Source organism: Agarivorans sp. QJM3NY_25 (genome assembly GCF_050870875.2).
In the GTDB taxonomy this organism is placed as follows: Bacteria; Pseudomonadota; Gammaproteobacteria; order Enterobacterales; family Celerinatantimonadaceae; genus Agarivorans.
Window position 1 is genome coordinate 2,335,148 of the sequence record NZ_CP194041.2, and the last position, 19,822, is coordinate 2,354,969.

The 19,822-nt window shown below is 45.1% G+C and carries 17 protein-coding genes; 14 read left to right on the forward strand and 3 right to left on the reverse strand.

Annotated elements, in window-relative coordinates; translation table 11 throughout:
* Window positions 1-5: 5 nt before the first annotated feature.
* The gene (locus ACRRSW_RS10785; RefSeq protein WP_432453222.1) at window positions 6-404 is read left to right on the forward strand and encodes a DUF4150 domain-containing protein; all 399 of its coding nucleotides are present in this window, start codon (window positions 6-8) and stop codon (window positions 402-404) included.
* Between the two features lie 77 nt (window positions 405-481).
* Window positions 482-1,498 (forward strand): hypothetical protein, encoded by a 1,017-nt coding sequence (locus ACRRSW_RS10790; protein WP_432453221.1) that lies wholly within the window; start codon window positions 482-484, stop codon window positions 1,496-1,498.
* A gap of 8 nt (window positions 1,499-1,506) precedes the next feature.
* Here ACRRSW_RS10790 and ACRRSW_RS10795 read toward each other — a convergent pair whose 3' ends face one another.
* The 3 genes from ACRRSW_RS10795 to ACRRSW_RS10805 form a co-directional block, all read right to left on the reverse strand.
* Window positions 1,507-1,995, reverse strand: coding sequence for a hypothetical protein (locus ACRRSW_RS10795; protein WP_432453220.1), 489 nt, complete (start codon window positions 1,993-1,995; stop codon window positions 1,507-1,509).
* Window positions 1,992-2,435 (reverse strand): SPOR domain-containing protein, encoded by a 444-nt coding sequence (locus tag ACRRSW_RS10800; protein ID WP_432453219.1) that lies wholly within the window; start codon window positions 2,433-2,435, stop codon window positions 1,992-1,994. The genes ACRRSW_RS10795 and ACRRSW_RS10800 overlap by 4 nt, the downstream gene beginning before the upstream one ends.
* 81 nt (window positions 2,436-2,516) lie before the next feature.
* Window positions 2,517-3,647 carry a GNAT family N-acetyltransferase gene (locus ACRRSW_RS10805; RefSeq protein ID WP_432453218.1) on the reverse strand — a complete coding sequence of 377 codons (1,131 nt, stop codon included), beginning with the start codon at window positions 3,645-3,647 and terminating at the stop codon, window positions 2,517-2,519.
* A gap of 386 nt (window positions 3,648-4,033) precedes the next feature.
* Here ACRRSW_RS10805 and ACRRSW_RS10810 point away from each other — a divergent pair, with 386 nt between their 5' ends.
* From ACRRSW_RS10810 to tssA, 12 genes are all read left to right on the forward strand, one after another.
* The gene (locus tag ACRRSW_RS10810) at window positions 4,034-5,065 is read left to right on the forward strand and encodes a sigma 54-interacting transcriptional regulator (RefSeq protein ID WP_432453217.1); all 1,032 of its coding nucleotides are present in this window, start codon (window positions 4,034-4,036) and stop codon (window positions 5,063-5,065) included.
* Between the two features lie 409 nt (window positions 5,066-5,474).
* The gene (locus tag ACRRSW_RS10815; RefSeq protein ID WP_432453216.1) at window positions 5,475-5,705 is read left to right on the forward strand and encodes a hypothetical protein; all 231 of its coding nucleotides are present in this window, start codon (window positions 5,475-5,477) and stop codon (window positions 5,703-5,705) included.
* A gap of 83 nt (window positions 5,706-5,788) precedes the next feature.
* Window positions 5,789-7,861, forward strand: coding sequence for a type VI secretion system contractile sheath large subunit (gene tssC / locus ACRRSW_RS10820; protein WP_432453215.1), 2,073 nt, complete (start codon window positions 5,789-5,791; stop codon window positions 7,859-7,861).
* A gap of 71 nt (window positions 7,862-7,932) precedes the next feature.
* On the forward strand, window positions 7,933-8,553 hold the full coding sequence (locus ACRRSW_RS10825) for a type VI secretion system tube protein Hcp (RefSeq protein ID WP_432453214.1): 621 nt from the start codon (window positions 7,933-7,935) through the stop codon (window positions 8,551-8,553).
* A 118-nt stretch (window positions 8,554-8,671) separates the two neighbouring features.
* Window positions 8,672-9,022, forward strand: coding sequence for a hypothetical protein (locus ACRRSW_RS10830; RefSeq protein WP_432453213.1), 351 nt, complete (start codon window positions 8,672-8,674; stop codon window positions 9,020-9,022).
* 41 nt (window positions 9,023-9,063) lie between these two features.
* Window positions 9,064-10,863, forward strand: a complete 1,800-nt coding sequence (gene tssF / locus ACRRSW_RS10835; protein ID WP_432453212.1) for a type VI secretion system baseplate subunit TssF — start codon at window positions 9,064-9,066, stop codon at window positions 10,861-10,863.
* Complete coding sequence (tssG, locus tag ACRRSW_RS10840; RefSeq protein ID WP_432453211.1) at window positions 10,827-11,993, forward strand: type VI secretion system baseplate subunit TssG; 1,167 nt, start codon at window positions 10,827-10,829, stop codon at window positions 11,991-11,993. Before tssF ends, tssG begins: the two co-directional genes overlap by 37 nt.
* A complete protein-coding gene (locus ACRRSW_RS10845) occupies window positions 11,990-12,460 on the forward strand; it encodes a hypothetical protein (RefSeq protein ID WP_432453210.1) in 471 nt (156 codons plus the stop codon). The genes tssG and ACRRSW_RS10845 overlap by 4 nt, the downstream gene beginning before the upstream one ends.
* Window positions 12,457-13,851, forward strand: coding sequence for a type VI secretion system baseplate subunit TssK (gene tssK / locus ACRRSW_RS10850; protein WP_432453209.1), 1,395 nt, complete (start codon window positions 12,457-12,459; stop codon window positions 13,849-13,851). The genes ACRRSW_RS10845 and tssK overlap by 4 nt, the downstream gene beginning before the upstream one ends.
* A 1-nt stretch (window position 13,852) precedes the next feature.
* On the forward strand, window positions 13,853-14,614 hold the full coding sequence (locus ACRRSW_RS10855) for a DotU family type IV/VI secretion system protein (protein WP_432453208.1): 762 nt from the start codon (window positions 13,853-13,855) through the stop codon (window positions 14,612-14,614).
* On the forward strand, window positions 14,614-18,693 hold the full coding sequence (locus ACRRSW_RS10860) for a type VI secretion system protein (protein WP_432453207.1): 4,080 nt from the start codon (window positions 14,614-14,616) through the stop codon (window positions 18,691-18,693). Before ACRRSW_RS10855 ends, ACRRSW_RS10860 begins: the two co-directional genes overlap by 1 nt.
* 10 nt (window positions 18,694-18,703) lie before the next feature.
* A complete protein-coding gene (gene tssA, locus ACRRSW_RS10865; RefSeq protein ID WP_432453206.1) occupies window positions 18,704-19,822 on the forward strand; it encodes a type VI secretion system protein TssA in 1,119 nt (372 codons plus the stop codon).

Below are 19,822 nucleotides of genomic sequence, written 5' to 3' on the forward strand. Positions count from 1 at the left end.
ATATTATGTTTGCAAATACCCAAATGACGGCGATTAATTTGGCCTTTCCCGATGTCTGTAAAACTCTGGTAGGGGTGGCACCAGTGCCGCTCCCTTATCCAAATATTGCGACCACCAGTATGGCGATCCCAACGGTGTTTAATCAGTTCACCGAAGCCATGCCAGATCACAACTTGTTGACGACGGTGGTGTTAAGTAATGGTGACGAAGCTGGCCTGTTGTTGGGATTGGTATCGAACCTGATTATGGGGCCATGTAGCCACGTGGTCGGGAGCTTTAAGGTCTTCAAGTCGGTCATGCCTGCAACCAAAATGTTATCGATCACTGGTCAGAATGGCCCCTTGGCTAATGTACCCGGTGTGACCTTAAGCCCCTGCCAGGTGAAGGTGATGATATTGAGTTAGTGGCATGTATTCATGTCTATATAAAGTTTATTGTAGTTTGTTGAGCCGGATTTTTTGGCTGTTGAAAGGAGCACAACATGGAAGATGGGTCAGAAAAAAGAGCGGTGTTAATTGCTGGGGCGGGTAGCTTAAGCCCAAGTCCGTTACTCGAAAAAGCGCGGCAGCTTAGAGCAAATAAAAAAAGTCCAAACAAAGTTCAGCAGTCTGTTCCTGCTCATTCAGAGCCAAGTAAACGACAGCTTAAATCTGATGGGACAGCGGTGTATCCGAATGTATCCTTAGATGTTTCGCAAGGTGCTAGAGCCAAAATCGAGCAAAAACGTAAAGAGTTGGCGCAAAGCCGAACCTTGCCCTCATCAGGTGAGGTTTTTATCGCAACAGGGCCTTCACGTCCAGAGATGACGGTAGATGGGGTTATCATAAAAAATAAGAAAAAGACCAACACGAGCACCAAAATAACTGATCCTACATTTGGTTTTAAAGAAGGTGTTAGCCAGTTTTCAAACGGAGACTCAGAATTTACAAACAGGATATTTACCTCATCAAGCCCCGATTGGACAAAAACCAAATATGGTAGCCACGATGAATTTCTAGAGGCTTCAAAAGCGGTTCAATCGGAGATTGCTTCCGGTGGACATGCTTTATTTCGGGCAGATCCTAGCAACGTTGGCAAGGGGTATTTGGGCAAACATGATCCTGTATTGAGTGTTGCCAATTTACGAGAGCGATTAAATAAGCAAACCATTCTAGGGATTGGCACCGGTATGCCCACATCTACATCCTCAAAATTCACTTCATATAAGGCCTTTAATCAGTCGGAAAACATGGCGAGAACTGAAGCTTCGCTGTTGCTTGCAAAAGATACAGCCAAGGTTGGTGTATTTAAGGGACAAGCTTCTTATAAGGCAACTTCTGATTTTAAAAAGGATATCGGTATATCAGTTGAAAAAGGCAAACCGGGTACCACCATGGTACAGAGAACTCAGGTTTCGCTAAATTCGAGCCTTGACCCCACTCAAGTGAAAACTGAGTTGAATGCGGGCCGGGCATCTACCGTGCCTTGGACGGTTGCTCAACATTTTCCGACAAAATAGACCTAGTGTTATGAGCGGAAACTATTAAAGCCTGAGCCTTTTGAGGAAAAACTCTGTTGATGCTGATGTTTAGGCTGAGCGTGTGCATTTGAGTGGGCCATTGGTGACAGGCTTAAGCTTGGCTCTATCTTGTTACTAAAGCTATGGCTCCCAAGTCCGGTGCGCAGCTTGGTGCCGGGAATGCTGTCATTTCGGCTGACAATGTTGGGGCTTACACCACTAAAATAACCGCGGGTTTGGGGGTTTAGCTGATGATACATAATCGTTGTATCCCGTTTAGAAAACTCGCCGCCACTTACTGTCGGTGCCGGGCGTCGTGGGCTGGAACTGGGCTCGCCAAGCTCTTCTAGAGTGCGCATGCGCAGCTCTGTATGACTTACTTTGGAACCTAGGCCATAGGCGTTTGCCAGCTGGTAGTGGTCGTTAACCCCTTTATCGCGAACAATTCTAACCAATTGTTGATAATCTCGCAGCGGTGCGGCAATGGTAGATTTCATGGTGTTGTTTGCTCCTGTTTGACCGTTTGCTCAGGGGGACTATCAGGCCATTGAACTAGCGATGTTGCTAAGTTGAAGTGCTGCTGTTGCCAATGCTTCGCGTTATCAATCGTGCTAAAAGGACCAAGTAATGCAACATACCATTGTCGCTGATTGTCGTGAGTGGCAAAAATATTAGCGGTTTGACTTAACTCGAGTTTATTCAAGGCGAAGCTGGCTTGTGTTAAATCAGAGTATAGGCCAATTTGAACCGCAAATTGGCGATTGCCGGTATCAGCGACTTTAAGCTGTAAGTCTTGATTGCTGAGAGGCGATTTAAGCGACGCGCTATCAAGTTTAAATTTAAGCGGATTTAATACGGTATTCGGCGGAAGGATGGCAGTTAAACTTACGCCAATCGCGGCAAATAACACGAAGATAGCGAGCAGTGTCTTTGCCATGTTCTTATTCTCTTTATTGTTAATAATGTAAATTTAACAACTTTCGCTGGGTTTGCAATTAATAAGCTGTCATTTTGCCGCTTAGCTGCAAAATAGACTGGCAAAGTTATGGTCGGTGTTAGTTTTTGATGTCCTGAGTTTGAGTGCTGATGTGATGGTAGACAAGGGGATTAGCTGCTTTTCATCGTTCAGGTTAAAGATCTCATGGATCTCCACATAATGCTGATACAAGGTCTTTGGTTTACCTCGATAATAAATCCGTTGGTTGTCATCGGGCGCTGAAAAGGTGAAGGGTAGCATGCTGAATTTTAGCTTGTGCATTGCGCTGATTGAGGCTCGGTTATGGGCAAAAGCACAAGCATAACATGCGCTTATCTTGTGATAGTGTTCTCCCAAATATAGTAAGGTCTGCAATGCTTGAGGACCAAGTTGCTTGCCTTGAAAGTCTTTACCCAGCCAGAAGTAAAAAAAGCCAATGTTCTGCCGGATCCGTAGGCAAACCGATCCCACAAAACCCCAATGATCATGGATCAAGGCGAATACTCGCTGGTCTGGTTGTGATTGATTTTGATGAAGCCAATGTCGCCATTCGGCTTCACTGGCAAAGTTTGGTAAATTGCATAACTCGGCGATTGAGGGTTCATAAAATTGCCAGATAAACGCATTGTAGTGCTCGTAATCCAAGGGGATTAAAGTGAGCAGTTGATTGGAGCAATCGTCAGGGTGGTAAGATATGTTGCACTGACGTTGTTGCAGTAGCGTTATACTCTGGGTTAATTGTTGGGCTTCTGGATAGTGCAATAGTGCATTGCGTAAGCTTGCTTCTGCGTTATTTAGGTTTCCAGTTTTAATTAATGTCACCACGGTCTGATAGCAGTTATCAATCGCATTTTGTTGTAAACCTCGGGTACTTTCTAACCCAGCAATATATTTATGCAGTTGACGTCTTAAAATTAGTAGCAAGGACCAGTCTTCAAGCCAATCAGCTAATTCAATTGCTTTGATGAGTAATTGCGCTGAGGTTTGGCTCACTGGGTAAGCTTCTAATTTTTGTTGTCGTAACCACAGTAACCACGTTATACGCTCACAGGGAGAAATGCCATGTTGTAAGCCGTAGGTAATTTGGCTAGCAACCCGCGAGCCCATTTTATTGTCGAAGATCTCATGGCTTGCTAAGCCGGCGAATTTGAGTGAAAAATTGAATGATTCCATAGGCTTTAACCAAGTCTTTTGGGGATAAATAGCAATTGTTTAGAAAACGGTTCTGAAAATATATTCAAGCTTAATGCCAGTGCGAATAAATCGCAGATTAATTCAAGTAAGCGTCACTCGGACATGGTATTGACCATCAATATTGGATAGCGCTATGGATACCTGGAAATAGATACATTGAGGCGCTGTGCTGGAGGGCTGACTAGATTTCAGGTGATAGATTCATGCAATCATCATCAGCATTATTTACTAACCTATCTGTCAAATAATGAGTTTGTCAACTAATGTATTGTTTATGAGTGAAAGCCGATAGTTTGTTTTTGGTTGTTTATAGGGTAAGGATGAACCCGGCACTATCAATAACTCAAAGATAGGAACAGGGAATAGTGAAAGACATATTGGAACAAAATATTGTTGGTCACTCGTACGCTATCAAAAGGGTGATCAAAGCCATTCGAACTCAGGCTGTATTTCCCACACCAGTGATTATCACGGGTGAAACAGGAACCGGTAAGGAATTGGCAGCACGTGGTTTGCATTATTCTGGAGGCCTTTCCAGTAGGCCATTTATTGCGCTTAACTGTTCCACCTTTAATGATGATTTATTTGTCAGTGAATTGTTTGGTCACAAGAAAGGTTCATTTACCGATGCTAAAACCGATCGTCAAGGCTTGTTAGCTGCGGCAGAGGGGGGCACTTTGTTTCTTGATGAGATCGATAGTTTGTCACTTAAATCTCAGGCGACGTTATTGCGTTTTTTACAAGAAAAAGAATTTCGTCCGGTAGGAAGTAACGACACCTGTAAAGCGAGTGTTAGGCTTGTGACTGCAACCAACTGTGATCTAGCAGAGCAGATCACCAAAGGTTGTTTTCGTGAAGATCTTTACTATCGTCTATTGATTTTGACCATTCATATGCCTCCCTTGCGTGAACGTATCGAAGATATGCCCGAACTGATAGAACACTTTTTGAGTAAGTTCGACAGTCAATACCAGTTAGGGCGAAACAGAGTCAGCGAACGAATCATGCATCAGCTGTGTCAACATAATTGGCCTGGTAATGTTCGAGAGTTAGAAAATACCTTACATCGGCTGTATTTAACCGCAGAACTCCCGCTCATTGATAATGTTGAGTACTTGCTGTTTGCATCAAAAACTTTGCGCGAGACCCAAACTGTGGTTGCTAAATCGAAGATTGCCACTGAGCCGGAAAATTTTGATGGTATTTCTTTCGCCGATGCTAAACGTCAAACAGTAGAGGCTTTCGAACTTGCTTTTGTGAAACATGCCTTGGTGAAGTGTAACGGTAATATTACTAAAGCTGCATCACTTTGTGGAAAAGAGCGCAGGGCATTTGGCAAGTTGGTGAAGAAATACAATATCAGTAAAAATTACCCTGACCTCGGCTTATCCTGCTGAGTTTTTCCTGTGAAACTTGGCGATTACTCAAGGGATCTGGTATCCATTAAAGGCGAACAATAAAAGTAATATTAAACTTTTAATGAATTCATAAGTCATGTTTACCCATCTCGGACCCTATCTATATAGCCTTAGCTACATCTTATGCGCAACTTACTTACCAAAATGACAGCGATACAAACTTAAATGATGGGGTTGCAGCATCACTCAATAGCTCTCTGAATCGAAACGTACCGGGCTACAACTTACCCACTGGGTATTAATTCACGCGTTCCTGATCACCTAAAATATACGCAGATAACATCCAACTATATATATCCCATTGTTCTTACTTGTTAATTATTTGTTTTGTCAATTTGGCATCAGTTTTGCTGAAGGTTTGGTTATGTCGTTTACCACGAGGGTAACTATGACGGACGAAGTACAAGACATCAAGTTGGTGATCTTACGTTACCTGCAACAGCATCCGGGATCAGAAGACTCCCTTGCAGGCATTACCGACTGGTGGGTAAAGCGGCAACGTTTCGATGATTCTATGATGGCGGTAGAGACAGCATTGAAGCGTATGGTAGGGGAACAGATCGTGGTTGAAACAAATCGCAACGGTGTTTCTTATTACCGATTTAATGCGAAGGCATAAGCAAGGACGTGAGTCCGCAATAGTAGTTTTGAGTGCTAGTCATAAGGAGCTTTTGACTAGCCAAATCGTTAAGGAGTGAAGTTTTGGAAAGTTTACAAAAGAAACTGTCACGCGTTCGTTCTCCACGGGTACATATTACTTATGATGTGGAGATTGGAGATGCGATTGAACAGCGCGAGTTACCCCTGATGGTGGCTATTTTGTCAGATCTTTCTGGTGACCTGCCGTCCGTTGCACCAAATGACTCAGCATTAACACCGTTACCCGCGATTAAAGAACGATCGTTTGTTGAGATTGATCGTGACAGCTTCAACGAGGTAATGACGGGCTGTCAGGTGAGGTTAAAGGTTGATGTAGAGGATGTTCTGAGCGAATCGTTGGAGACACCTGCGGCGAAAGAAAAAGGTGGGAAAGCAGCTAAGACGGCTAAGGATGGCGACGTAGAGGAAGGTGACAAAGACCCTGCCTCTGAAGCTGCTACGGACAAGAAAAAGAAAGTCTTTATCCTCGCTTTCAATTCGATTGATGATTTTAGCCCAATGAATCTGGTGAATAATATTGAACCTACCGCTGCTCTCTACCAAGGCCGTTGTTATCTGCGAGACTTTTTAGGTAAGCTCGACGGGAACGATGCGCTTGATGAGCTGTTGGTGAAACTATTTAGCGACAAAAAGTTGCAGGATGAACTGATTGGTACTTTTGCAAAGGCGGATGACTTTTCTGCAGTAACTCCCACAGGCTTCACTCAACTGATGTTGACTGAAGGACATATGGCATTAGATGACTCGCAAATTCCTTATGTTCTTAACCTGATCGGCCAGTTCACGGTTGATGTGGTGCAAAAGCTTGATCCCAATCAGCCTGCTTTTGCGGCGGACCTGATCAATGATCGTATTTCCCACGTCGACAATTTGTTGAGCCTGCAGATTAATCTAGTACTGCAACATCCTAAATTTCAGTCTTTAGAAGCGACTTGGCGTGGCTTGCACTTTTTAGTGATGAATACTGAAACCAGTACTCAATTGAAGTTGAAGGTGTTCAATGTGTCTAAGGCCGATCTACTGAAAGATTTACAAAAGGCTGTTGAATTTGATCAGAGTGCTCTGTTCAAAAAAACCTATGAAGAAGAATTTGGCACTTACGGTGGTGACCCTTTCAGCTTTATGGTTGGGGATTATGAATTTGGTCGCCATCCTGAAGACATTGAACTCCTGGAAAAAATTGCTGGTGTAGCGGCAGCGGCTCACGCCCCATTTATCACCTCTGCTTACGCTAAGCTGTTTGATTTAAAAGATTTTTTCTCTTTAGCTCAACCGCGCGACTTGAGTAAGATTTTTGAAAGTGCGGAGCTTATTAAGTGGCGCAGCTTTCGAGAAACTGACGATTCTCGGTATGTCACGTTGACCTTACCTAAAGTGCTGTTACGTTTACCCTATGGACCCGATACGGTGTCGGTGGAAGGCTTTGACTTTAAAGAAGATGTGGATGGCCGAGATGCATCACGTTATTTATGGGGAAATGCAGCATATATTTTAGCACAGCGGATCACTAATGCTTATGCTAAGTATGGCTGGTTAGCCGCAATTCGCGGTGTGGAAGGTGGCGGGCTGGTGGAAGGCTTGCCAACGCACACCTTTAAAACACCTTCCGGTGATATCAAACTGACTTGTCCTACCCAAGTGACGATTAGTGATCGTCGAGAGAAAGAACTTAACGATTTGGGATTTATGGCCATTCTACACCGTAAGGGCTCTGATAAGGCCGCATTTTTTGGTGGGCAAACAACCAACTTGCCGAAGAAATATAACACCGATGCCGCGAATGCCAATGCCCGTATTTCAAGTATGTTGCCCTATGTATTGAATGCGTCGCGCTTCGCTCACTACATCAAAGTCATAATGCGTGACAAGGTGGGTAGCTTCTTAACCAAGGATAATGCGTCAGACTTCCTTAATAACTGGATTGCGAACTATGTGCTGGTTGATGACTCAGCCCCACAAGTGATGAAAGCGAGTTATCCGCTACGTGATGCAAGGATTAACGTGACCGATGTTCCTGGCTCACCAGGCAAGTATCGTGCAACGGTATTTCTTCGTCCGCATTTCCAACTGGAAGAGTTATCGACCTCGATTCGATTGGTGGCGGAGTTACCGTAGTTTCGACACCGAAATGCAGCACCAAGTAAAGCTTGGCTGCTCAGAAATATGGACAAAATGAGAGATAAATTATGGATTTGATATTGCTACAATTTGGTGATGACAGCTTCACTAAACCCCAAGATCCTGCGGGTAGCGGCTTTCTAGACCCCTCTGGTGGATCACTTATCGACGGTGCCGCCGATGGCGATACTTGGTCAGCACTGGCCGATAATGCGGGTGGCTCGGGTTTCGATGCGAAAAAATGTGTCGAGTTAGTGTCGATTAATCAAGGTCTGCAGCAGCAAGTCACTACCGATGTGAGTAACAGTGCACGAACTTCTGGTCGGCCCATCATCAGTGATTTTACGTGCGTAAAGTATGTTGATGTGAGCTCACCCAAAATGTACGACTATTGTTTACGAGCGAAGCCTCTCGATACCGACCCTAGCAGCCCAACCATTATTTTTGTACTGCGTAACTCTGGGGATCAGCTCAACATTATTATGCGCTTCGAGTTGCGTCTCGCACTGATTAGTGAAATTCAGTTTCAGTCTCATCCGAATGATATGGCGACCGAGCAGTTTAAGCTGAATTTTACTGAAATTACTTGGCATCATCAGTTACAAGGTCCTGGAATGCAGAACAAAGGAACCATGGCAGCGGGTTGGAGTATTGCCAAAAACCGTCCAATTGGTGCTTTGTCAAGCTAACAATCTGAACCACAGGATGGGCCGGGATATGCGCGTGCTAGTCCATGCCATTGCAGGGGGCCAACACTTGATAAGTAAGAGCTTTGTTGCTTAACGAATACCAGCAAAGGAGTTAGAGATGGTGAGTAAAACACTGTTCGAACGCTTATCGTTTCCTGGTGAGGAGATCGTGTTAGTGGATTCTGTTCGACGCAACATTCAAGCAATTTTTGACTCGCGAATGTTACTCGATGGTGATGTGCACAATGCCAATCGTGGTTTAGTGCCGTCTTTAGTAGAGCAGGGCGCGGATAGCCATGCCGATCTCGACACCTATAAAGAGCGCTTAGAGCAGTTGATATTGCGTTTCGAACCGAGGGTTAAGGCTGTTGAAATCAGTGACCTTAGTTTTCGAGAGGTAGGTAATGGTAAATGTGAATTAAAGCTACAGGTGCTTGATATGGATTTAGTTGAAGACTTTCAATTTTGAGTATCGAGTTTTAAGGCAGATGAAAACAGGAATGGTCGTGCATGAATCACTATGACAGCTTTCAACAGGAATTGCAGTTTTTGCGTCATTCGGTGGAGCAGTTTGGTCAAGCTTACCCTGCGGCTGCCGCTGAGCTAAAATTAAGTTCGGGTCGTTCGGCTGATCCTCATGTGGAACAATTATTACAGTCTTTTGCTTACCTTACTGGAAAATTACGCTCTGACATGGCGGAACAGCGCGGTGAAATACCAAATCAGATGCTGCAAACGCTATACCCGAGTCTGGTGCATTCACAACCGTGCATGACGGTGTTGCAGGCTAACGTTGAGACCGACGGCGCAAATTTTGTAAATGGTTATATGTTAAAAAAGGGGCGGCAGTTTGTCACTAAAGCCCGGGCAAGTCATAGCGATAAGAGTTACGACTGTATGATGCAGTGCTGTTATGACACGCCTCTGTGGCCTTTTGACATCACTGGTGTGAAAATTTTACCCAAAAATTATTACAGTCAAATCGATCAACGTCGCGACACTCAGGCCGTTCTTTCGGTCACCGTAGCTAGTCGAGGGATGGATAATGTATATGAATATCCTTTGGATAAGCTGCGATTCTATTTAAACAATACCAGCCAGCGAGCAGAGCTATTTCAACTATTCAATGACAAGTTAAGAGCGGTGGCGCTTAAAGTTGGAGATAACATTCGGATATTACCAGACAGTTCAAAGCAGCATGTACTGAGCTGGCTGGGTTTTGAAGCTTCACATAACGTATTGCCCGATGGCGACGGTAGTCAGCGTGCCTATCGTTTGCTTCAGGAATACTTTGCCTTCCCCGATAAATTTTATTTTTTCGACGTGAATGGTTTAGAACTTGATGGTTGTGTCGATGAGTTTGAGTTGCTGTTTTTACTGGATGAAGCAAAAAGTTCGATTCACCTTGCTCGTAACAGTTTGTCGTTGAACTGCTTTCCGGTGATCAATTTATATCCAAAAACTTTCAAGCCCGTTCAATTGAAGCAAACTGAACATGAATACCGCTTAACAGCAGATGAGCAGCAATACCTGCTGGCAGAGATCCATCAGATTACTGAGGTTCGTAGCATTGGTTTTGATGGCAAGGCCAAATTGGTGGACCCATGGCTGGGAGTCAAGCGTGAAAATAGCGCGGAGCAATACTATATCACTCGCTTAACTTCATTGCTAAAGGCAGAGCAGAGCGGTTGTGACACGATGCTTGCACTTTACGATGGTCAATTTAATACCTGTGATCCGATTGATCAGACCTTGGTGATAAAAGGTTGGTGTAGTAATCGACGTCTCCCAGAGTTTTTGCGGATGGGGAATAAGTTAAAGCCGGTAGGAAGTGCACCAATGATGACTGCTAACGTGATGGAGCAGCCAACCCGATTCAAAGGAGCACGATTACAACCGGGTAACAATGTGAAATTGCTGTCGCAGTTAAGTTTAAATCATTTTGCGCTTGGCGAAGGGCGTAATCGATTAGCTTTGCTCAAACAAATCCTCACACTATATGCTGATAGTTTCGCTTCATCGCAAATGCGCCAAATTGAGGGTCTCATGGATTGGCATGGCGAAAGTGTGGTTAAGCGCATTGGTCGGCAGGCTTGGCGCGGTCACTGCCGAGGAACTCGTATCACGATGACGGTAGACGAACACTACTTTGGTGACGCCAACCCACTATTGTTGGGGCAAGTTCTAAGTCATTTTTTGGGTCTGTATACGACTTTGAACCATTTTGTTCAGTTACAGCTAGTGAGTCATCAACGTGAAGGAGTGTGGAAACAATGGCCACCGCGCATTGGCGAACAGGTTTTACTGTAGCTGACTTATATACTAATCCCGAAGCTGGCTGGTCGTTTTATCAGCTGGTACGTTTACTATTATCTGAAGAATCACAGGATCCTGAATTATCTGAAACAAGCGATTCGCTAGGCGATGCGCAAGCGGTTCTCGGTGAATTAAAAGATGTGAGCCATTTAGAGGCTCATCGTGCCACGCGAGCTTTCTACTTAAGTCAAATAGAACAACCACAGTCTATCGAAAACCAACTCGTTCAATCTTTAGATAAACATTTCTTCTTTAGAGCATCTTATGAAGCACATTTTCCGGCGGGAGAAGTGAGAGCGGTTACAGTTATCGATTCGGGGCGGGATGATGTTAGCCACAAATATCAAATTGTTAGCTTAGGCAATCATATCAGCGGCTTAGCTGGCCCGTTGCCCGATGGCCTCACCGAGCTGGTGGTTGATGATATAAAAAACCGTCAGGCGGTGTTAGCTCATTTTTTGGATCTGTTTAACCATCGCCTGCAAAGCTTACGATATTTATTCAGAAGCTTGACCGACGCCACTCTTGCCCACGCACCAGCGGAGCACTCAGAAATAGGCCAAATGTCACTGGCTTTAAGTGGCAATCTACTTAAAGTGCACCGCCAGCTGTATCAACAAAATACCGATCGGTTTATTGGGCTTGCAGGCTCACTGGCAAATCGACGCATGTCCTTACCGCTTATTCAAGAGCTATTTCGAGTGACTTTAGATGTCCGTTTAAACCAACTTAAACATTGTATTGGTCGTTGGCTAAGAGTTGAAGTCGAAGATCATATTCGGCTTGGACAAGCCAACCATTGTTTAGGTGGAGAGGCGACTCTAGGAACTCAAATATGGGATCAGCAAGCGGCGATTGGCGTGGTCCTTGGGCCCTTGCCTAATTTGAGCCTTAAGCGTTTGTTACCGGAGGGGGACCGATATTCGCAGTTATATCGCCTACTGTGTTGGATTACCGATCGCAAATGTGATTGTGAGGTCACTTTAGTTAGCGATCAGGCTGTTTCTAAAGCGCTTTGTTTAAAGGGGGAAGGAAACCAATTAGGCCGTCTTAGTCGGTTGGGTGAATTCCAAGGGCGTGAACGGGTGACCTTTATGGTGGATTTAGCGAGAACAAATTTATGAGTCGATCAGTTGGGATTTTGTTGACTTGTATGTTGCTGATGACTGCTTGTTCATTAAAGGAATACCTTGGGCTTAGCCATGCCAATGACTTAAGCAAAGTCTCTGTAAGTAGTACCGCTGATTGTAACCAGAATAATCCAGTGGCGTATGACCTAGTGCTGATATTCGATACTGGGGCAGCCGCGACTTTAAGCACAATGAGTGCCCCACAATGGTTCCAGCAAAAAGAAGCGATGCAATTGAGTTTGGGTAGCAAAATTGCCGTACTGAGTTACGACATTGTTCCACTGACTTCCGAGCAGCCAATCACATTACCCAAGAATTCAAGAGATGCCACTGCCGTGTTGTTGTTCGCTAATTACCTTGCTTCGCTTGGCCAAGTTGCCGCGCGTATCGAGGGTTATCCATCGGTTCGAATTCAGTTCGAGGTGAATCAATACCAGATTATAGCGGGTGGCAAATCATGAAAGATATAGATTGGGAGTCTCTCCCGCAAGCTCTATGTTGGTCTGAAGGGATGATGCTGTCACCGCAGCACTTTCAGCAAAATGATGTGTACTGGGAAAGTCAGTTGCAAGTCCTTAGAAAACTGGTTTCCCCGCATGCTTGGGGCTTAACTCTTTTAGATATCGACCATGGGAAGTTAATGCAAGGTGAGGTCGTGGTAAGGCGGGTCAGGGCGATTTTGCAGGATGGCTTAGTTGTGAACTATCAAGAAAATGAGCATGACCGCTTACAGCTTGACCTGACGACGCTTTCGGGAATTGATCAACTGACTCGGGTTCGTATTCATTTGGTCGCACCCATTCGAACGCCTGGTTGTGTGAGTGATAGTGCCACCATTCAACGCTTTGAAGCGGTTGATGGTCCGCCTTCGGTCGATGATAACACCGGACAAGGTGAGATAGTGACCCAGCGCTTAAGCCCCAAACTGGCCTTGCAGGCAACCGATCGAGTTAGTAGCAAATATGCGAGCGTACCGTTATTTGAGGTTTGCCAACCCGATGTGGGTAATTTTCAACTCGGTGAGTATTGTCCAGCGTTATTAAATATCGCTGCAGAAAGTTTCGTATTTGATCAGAATACTATTGGTACTCGTAAGCCGATTCAACAACGTTGCCAAGCTCTTGCTTTAAGTATACGTAATAAGGCGCGGCAGCTTGCTGGCTATTCTGAGCAGGGGGAAGATCGACTGGGGCATAAAATTGGCCAGCTACATCGGAGTTGGATAAGAGCCTTAAGCCGTAATCTGCCAGAATTTGAATTAGCTAGTGATGATCAACAAACTCACCCACACACACTGTATATGTTGTTGGCGCGTATGGTTGGCATTTTTAGTGAGTTGGATCCAGTTGGGGTGCCCCCTAAACTGGCAGCATATCAACATAGTAATTCTCTGTCTGGCTTCAATCAGGCTTTGGATTACCTGCAACAGCAGCTCTCTAACGTGAATATGCGCTTCACTAGTATTCACTTTGAGCAAAACCGTAAAGGTGTGTTCACCCTGCAGTATGATAAAGCGTGGGCTGGTGGGGAGCTACTTGTAGAGTTGTCGGCTTTTGATGGCGGTAGCACTGAAGAGCTGAGTGAGTGGTTTAAGGCCTGTCGTATTGCATCATTTAAGATGCATGAGTCGTTAGCCAAACACCGCATGCTGGGTGCTTCGGTTCGTCAAGTGAGTGTCGATGAGCAAACTGGTATTGCTGCCGGACCGGGTCGGGCGTTATTTGCCATTCAAGCCGATGAAAAGCTGATCCTGCCGGGGCAACAACTGGTTATTGTATGTACCAGTGGACAGCTGAAGTTGCAGCAACCTCGGCGTATCACCTTGCATGTCCCTCATGAGTTAAGGGTTTAGTATGAAAACTAAAACTGATCAGCTCGACTTACTTTCGTTAATGGTGCAGTTTTACGAACTGATTGCCATATTCAAACAGCAAAATCAGCAAGGCATACTAGATGACGTTGTAAAACGAGAGATAGCGTTAGCCGAAGCTCCGAAACCGGAAGAAATTGCTTACGCTGTTCAGGCGCGTTTGCGATTGTGGTTGGAAGCCACTCGGCACCAATATAACGAGCGAAATACGGCCCGTGAAAATCAATCGATGAAATGTGCGCTTTACGCCATGGTTGCTTTGGCTGATGAGTTGGCTCTATTTGAAATTGACTGGGTAGGGCAAGCTCACTGGCAAGATATATTGCTCGAAAAATCGATGTTTAAGAGTTGCCGAGCCGGCAGCACGATGTTCGAGTTAATTGAAAAACTACTGAATGCGCGCAGCCATACGTCGATGGAACGCCAATTATCGACCGTGTATTTATTCATGTTACGTTTGGGTTTTGCTGGCCGTTATCGTGAACAACCGGAAAAATTGGCAAGTTACCGACAGCGTTTATATCGACTTCTGAGAGCGGAGGCGAACGGACAATCTACTCCGATATGCGCGACTGCTTATAAGCATTTGTTGGTGTCAAATGAGCAGCAACGATTGGCTCCTATCGCCAACTGGTACCGGAAAATGGCTTGGGTAACGCTGACTTATTTAGTACTCAGCTCAGCCATTTGGGCATTACTTAATTTGCCGCTTAGTCAGCTCTCGCTTCTGGGACTGGGTTCGTAATGGCCGAACTATTTGCTAAGTTAAACTCGCTATGGGAAACCTCTGAGTTGTTGCTGAGAGGGGGCAGCGGTGGCTTGCAGCAACGTTTATCCCCGCTGGTGGTTATGCTTGACCCTTACTGGAACGATCCAGTATGGCGTGTCTTATTCATCTTTTTTTTACTGTTACTTATCGTGATACTGGCTTGGTGGCTATTAAAACTTGGATTCACTTGGATTAGCGTTTTGTTTTCAACCATCAATGTAGGAGCGAAAGCCTTACTCTGCTGGTTGGCAAAACCCTTTTCGGTTGCGCGACTGTGGTTTGACAAGTATCGAGAGGCTTATCGTCGAAAAGCGCGTCAGAATTTAAGGCTCAGGATTCGCATGAAACGAATTCGCGACACTTTAAAGTATTTAACCACTAGCCGCCAGTGGCGTTATAAAAGCTCATGGTTTTTGTTGCTTGGCGAACCGGGATCGGGCGGAAATGCGTTACTTGAAGGGATCCGTTCTGGCAAGCGTGCAGCATTGCTGCATCGAGAAAAACAGCAACATGCAGCTGGTAGCCAATGGCATTTCTTTGACAATGGGGTGTTGATTGAAGCCGACCAAGAGCTATTAGTAGAATCTCAAACTGGACACAACCCTAGTGGAGAAATGCCTCGACTGGCTAAACTGTTAGAAGTCATTCACCGATATCGACCAGAGCGACCGCTAGACGGTATCGTTATGAGCATCTCTGCCAAGTCATTGTTAGAGGCCGACAGTATCTACCGCCAAGCGGCGCTGGCTGAGCAGTTATTCAAGCAGTTATGGTTGGTGCAGAAAAAAAGCAGTTTTGTGCTGCCGATTTATCTGGTGGTAACCGAGTGCGATGTTATCGAAGGTTTTGAAGCTTTCTGGCAGGCTCAAAGCGACCAACGTTGGCGGGAGATGATTGGTTGGTCAAACCCACTGCAATTAGAAAGTAGCTTTGATCCGAATTGGATAGATTTGGCATTTGAGCAAGTGGTTGCAGATTTACAGCTCGCTCAACTGGAAGTCGCAGCCTCAAGTCGTGAGATAGTCGATATAGACCGATTTATGTTGTTTCATCAGCATTTTCGTCGCATGCAATCTCCCCTTAAAAAAGTCATGGAAGGGACATTCAGTCGCAGCCAATTTCAGGCACCTCTGCCGTTAAGAGGGGTGTTCTTTTGCGGTGCAGTTGAGCAGGTCCCGGCATTTACTGACCAACTGTTTAACCAAAAAATATTCGCAGAACTGAATTTAGCCACTCCGCTGGAGCGACGGCTGTTGTCCTCGGAAAAGCTCCTACAGCGGTTTCAACTTTCGACTATGGGGTTTGGAGCCTTGTTATTGTTATGGTTGTGCTTTGACAGTGTTCGCATGCTTAACTATAACCACAACTTCACTCGGGTCCTCAAACAAGCAGCGAGTGAAATCAGCGATTCGACTACGAATTGTCCATCACTGGGTCAAAACCCCTACCGCTTATTGGCTCACTTAGCAGAAGTAGGGCACAAGCCTTGGAACCTATCGATGCCAGTATCGTGGTTGGATACCCAATTGTACAAAAATCAGTTGGTTGTTGGCAATCAACTACTGAGTCCTCAATTGTTCAGTAGTCTTGAATGTCGCTTAAGCGTCAAAGCCATAGAATTAAATAAATTGGAACAGCAAAGCTCAAAAAGCCAAGCTAATGAGTCAGCTTTAACTGAGCAACTATTTGTATTTGCAGACTCGATGTCGATATTTAATACCAGTGTTGACGACTTCGTATATTTGGCGGGTCCATTGGGTAGCGATAAGCAAGTACAAGCTAGGCTCACCAGTTTACTCGACTACGCATACGATGTTCCAGTGCCAGAGGCTTCACGCCCTTCATCCCCTCTGGTTACTGGGGCAATACAGGTGATGGAATACAAAGTAAAGCAACAAACTTTAACCGATCCCGAACGAAACATTACTCATTTACTGCAGTCCGCGAAGAGATTACATCAAGCCCTTATTGACAGTACTCATCCTAGATTTTTATCTGAGCTTGGCAAAGATGACGCGCCTACCTCCAATTTATTAATTAGTCAGTTAAGAAGTTTGGGGGAATGGTTAAGCACCAGTAACCTTAAATGGACGGTTCCTTATAGCGCTAGTCCCTGTGGTAAGGTCAATACTCATTTGGCTAGCGCGATCAAGGGATTACGCAAGTCAGGCGATCATCCTGCATGGATCTTAGATGAGATCAGTGAATTATTTGGTGAACAGCGTTGTTACCAGGTTGCGCAGCAGAAGTTATTAGCGGTCAATCTAGCACAGCATGGTTCAGCTTTTGTGTCAGCAGGCAAATTAGTCCGGATGAGCCCAAAACTTGTTACTTTACAGCAAGAAATTAAAGCACTAGAGCAATTGCCATTTGTGATCCAGCAATTATCCGGAACATTGAGTCCGCTGCCAACAACACCGATACAGCGTTGGCGTCTGGGGCCTCTGACTCAGGCATTGGATAGTATTCGTCAGTATCAAGCATTTGAGGCGCGTTACTACCATAGCGCCGATTCTTTCTACGCCAATTCGATTCGACATAAGTTAAGCGATGTCATCACCTACCAGCTTAACGACGCGATGCAACGGCAAGTTCGCTTAGCCAATTCTTTAGAGAATAGCGATAAGGAAGCTGAGCTTGCATTAAGTATCAACAACTTTGTAAATGTACAGGATGCTATTTTAAATCTTGAACAACTACTGATGCAGTTGGGTGATACTCGTAACCGAATTTGGCTGAAACAATCCGCGCGTAATCATGCGCGACAGTTGTTAGAACAGATTGATGAGCTAGTGAGTCTCGATAGGCTTTATGTTGCAGAAAAGAAACCAGATTGGCAGCAATTGAATTTTGCTCAGGCCCTGTTTGCAATTGAGACTGACAAGCAACTTAGCCAATATGCCATTGCTCAGCGCCAGCGCTTGAGTTATCTGGCACAAAGTTATGCGCAGCCACTGGTTAGCTTTTTATTGAATAGTGGGGGAATAGAACAGTTAGGCGGTAGTTCTCAGCGTTGGTTTGATACCTTGAATACCTTAGCGAAGTATCAGCGCAAAGATCCTGATAATGACTTGAGTAAGCTGGAGAGCTTAATTACCACGACATTGCCAGAAATGACGATGCTGCAATGCAGCGATGTGGATGTAAGTCCTCAACGGGGGGGCAGTTGGTTTGGCGAGAAGTTGCAAAGACTTGATCTACAGGTTTGGGCGCACTGTAAAAAGTCAACTCAGGCTCGAGCAATTGATAGTTATTTGGCTATGGCGAGGAGATTTGATCAGCAGCTAGCCGGTCTGTTTCCGTTCTCTGAGGTGAGCGAAGCAGGTAAGAATGACTTGCCTTTAAGTACCGCGGTCGGATTTTTTACGAGCCCAGATAATGACCCTCAGTTGTTGTCTGAGCAATTAGATGCGATGGCCAAAGCTTATCCAGCAAAAATCCCGACCAGCTGGAAGCGCTTTTTAAAGCAGCTTAATCAATTTAAAAACTGGCTCAATAGCGGGCTCGCTTCAGACGGACAAACTTGGTCAGCCGAATTAGATGTGCAATTTAACGCATTGTCAGGGAAGGCCAAAGGAACCAACCAAATCGTTCGTTGGGAACTCAGCAGCAGTCAGCAGCTTATCGGTTTTCCTAATCGAGGCGAAGTCATTCATTGGCAAGTTGGGAGGCCGCTGGCATTAGAGTTATTTTGGGCCGATAGTTCTCCCTACCAGCCTTATACTTTGGCAGACTTACCTCACGCGACATTTGTTTCACAACGTTCAGCGGTACGTTTTGAGACCACGGGTGCTTGGGGTCTGTATGAATGGCTTATTCGTTACGCGGATAGTATGCATATGAAACCTGAAGGCATGGCGGCAGGCACTCAGTTACTGATGTTTAATGTCCCTGTCTCTTATAAAGAAAAACTCCCACAGCAACAAAAATTAGCCTACGTTAGTCAGCCTAATATTGCGCTGACCGGACAATATACCGATGCCAAAGGTCTTCGTCATACCATGAGTTGGCCGCAGACCTTGCCCCAAAAAGCTCCAAATTTTAGTGATAACTGAGGAAATCTGAATGCGATTACCTGCCTCTGGACAGTCAGTTGATGACTATATTCAACAACACTTTGGCATACCGTTAGAGACGCTAATAGCGCCAGTGGGCGATAACCAAGTAGGGGATTCAGTTCGTCATAACGGTGTCTATTTTAACATTAAGAATGCCCGCAAGTCTGACGATCCAAGCCTTCCTATGGGAGTTTGGAGCCACGAACTGAAAGTCGCTGATTGGCAAGAAGTTAGAAAAATAGCCTTGGAAGCATTAAGTGAAAAGTGCAAGGATCTGCAATTAGGTGTTTGGCTGCTTGAATCGAATATTCACTTGTATGGATTTTCCGGTGTTGCTCCCGCATTGGTGCTAATTTTGCAATTGTGTAAGCAATACTGGGACACCATGCACCCTCAAATGGTAGACGGCGATTTAGAGTATCGTACCAACCCGATTAATTGGGTTAATGAAAAGCTCACTTTACAACTCCGTTTAATCAAAATTACCGATACCCCCTTAGATGGAAATGAGTACAGTTGGGATGATTGGGAAAATGCGCTGCGTTATCAACAATTACACAACCAAAACAAGCTATCTAGCGCTTGGGATGGCCCCAATCCTAAGTTATTTAAACAACGTATAGCTGCCACGGCACCAGTTACGCTGCTAGATCTTCATCAGGCATTGGATGATGGCATTGTGGCGGTAGATGAATTTCAGCTGTGGCTCGATGAAACCTGTGATAGTGATAGTCCCAGCTTAAGTGACTTACGTAAGTTGCTAAGTAACGTCAATGAAATGGTCTGTAATGAATTATTTCGCCGGGGCATTTCTTTGGCTAATGCTAGTGAATCAGATGGGCATGATGAGGGAGGAAGCGCAAGTGATACGCCGCCCTCGTCGGCTGGCGGTGGCGGAGGCCACCATAGTGAGCTGCGTGATCGAGCGGATGCGTTTGTGATGTTGCGGCGTGCGGCAGAATTTTTAATGGAAGATGACCCGCATAGTCCCGTTCCTTATTTGGTATATACGGCCTGTAACTGGGGAGAGATGAGCGCGCCAGACTTATATCAGCAACTATTTTTACAAAAAGGTGGTCAATTAAACATATTTGAGTTGATGGGGCTGGAAGTGAGTAGTGATTAG

Bases quoted from the DNA above. Each gene is read 5' to 3' on its own strand.
- ACRRSW_RS10805 (WP_432453218.1), bottom strand. From the start codon at position 3,647: ATGGAATCATTCAATTTTTCACTCAAATTCGCCGGCTTAGCAAGCCAT.
- ACRRSW_RS10790 (WP_432453221.1), top strand. From the start codon at position 482: ATGGAAGATGGGTCAGAAAAAAGAGCGGTGTTAATTGCTGGGGCGGGT.
- tssG (WP_432453211.1), top strand. From the start codon at position 10,827: ATGGCCACCGCGCATTGGCGAACAGGTTTTACTGTAGCTGACTTATAT.
- tssK (WP_432453209.1), top strand. From the start codon at position 12,457: ATGAAAGATATAGATTGGGAGTCTCTCCCGCAAGCTCTATGTTGGTCT.
- tssA (WP_432453206.1), top strand. From the start codon at position 18,704: ATGCGATTACCTGCCTCTGGACAGTCAGTTGATGACTATATTCAACAA.
- ACRRSW_RS10860 (WP_432453207.1), top strand. From the start codon at position 14,614: ATGGCCGAACTATTTGCTAAGTTAAACTCGCTATGGGAAACCTCTGAG.
- ACRRSW_RS10830 (WP_432453213.1), top strand. From the start codon at position 8,672: ATGGTGAGTAAAACACTGTTCGAACGCTTATCGTTTCCTGGTGAGGAG.
- ACRRSW_RS10845 (WP_432453210.1), top strand. From the start codon at position 11,990: ATGAGTCGATCAGTTGGGATTTTGTTGACTTGTATGTTGCTGATGACT.
- ACRRSW_RS10825 (WP_432453214.1), top strand. From the start codon at position 7,933: ATGGATTTGATATTGCTACAATTTGGTGATGACAGCTTCACTAAACCC.
- ACRRSW_RS10800 (WP_432453219.1), bottom strand. From the start codon at position 2,435: ATGGCAAAGACACTGCTCGCTATCTTCGTGTTATTTGCCGCGATTGGC.
- ACRRSW_RS10795 (WP_432453220.1), bottom strand. From the start codon at position 1,995: ATGAAATCTACCATTGCCGCACCGCTGCGAGATTATCAACAATTGGTT.
- ACRRSW_RS10815 (WP_432453216.1), top strand. From the start codon at position 5,475: ATGACGGACGAAGTACAAGACATCAAGTTGGTGATCTTACGTTACCTG.
- tssF (WP_432453212.1), top strand. From the start codon at position 9,064: ATGAATCACTATGACAGCTTTCAACAGGAATTGCAGTTTTTGCGTCAT.
- ACRRSW_RS10785 (WP_432453222.1), top strand. From the start codon at position 6: ATGTTTGCAAATACCCAAATGACGGCGATTAATTTGGCCTTTCCCGAT.
- ACRRSW_RS10855 (WP_432453208.1), top strand. From the start codon at position 13,853: ATGAAAACTAAAACTGATCAGCTCGACTTACTTTCGTTAATGGTGCAG.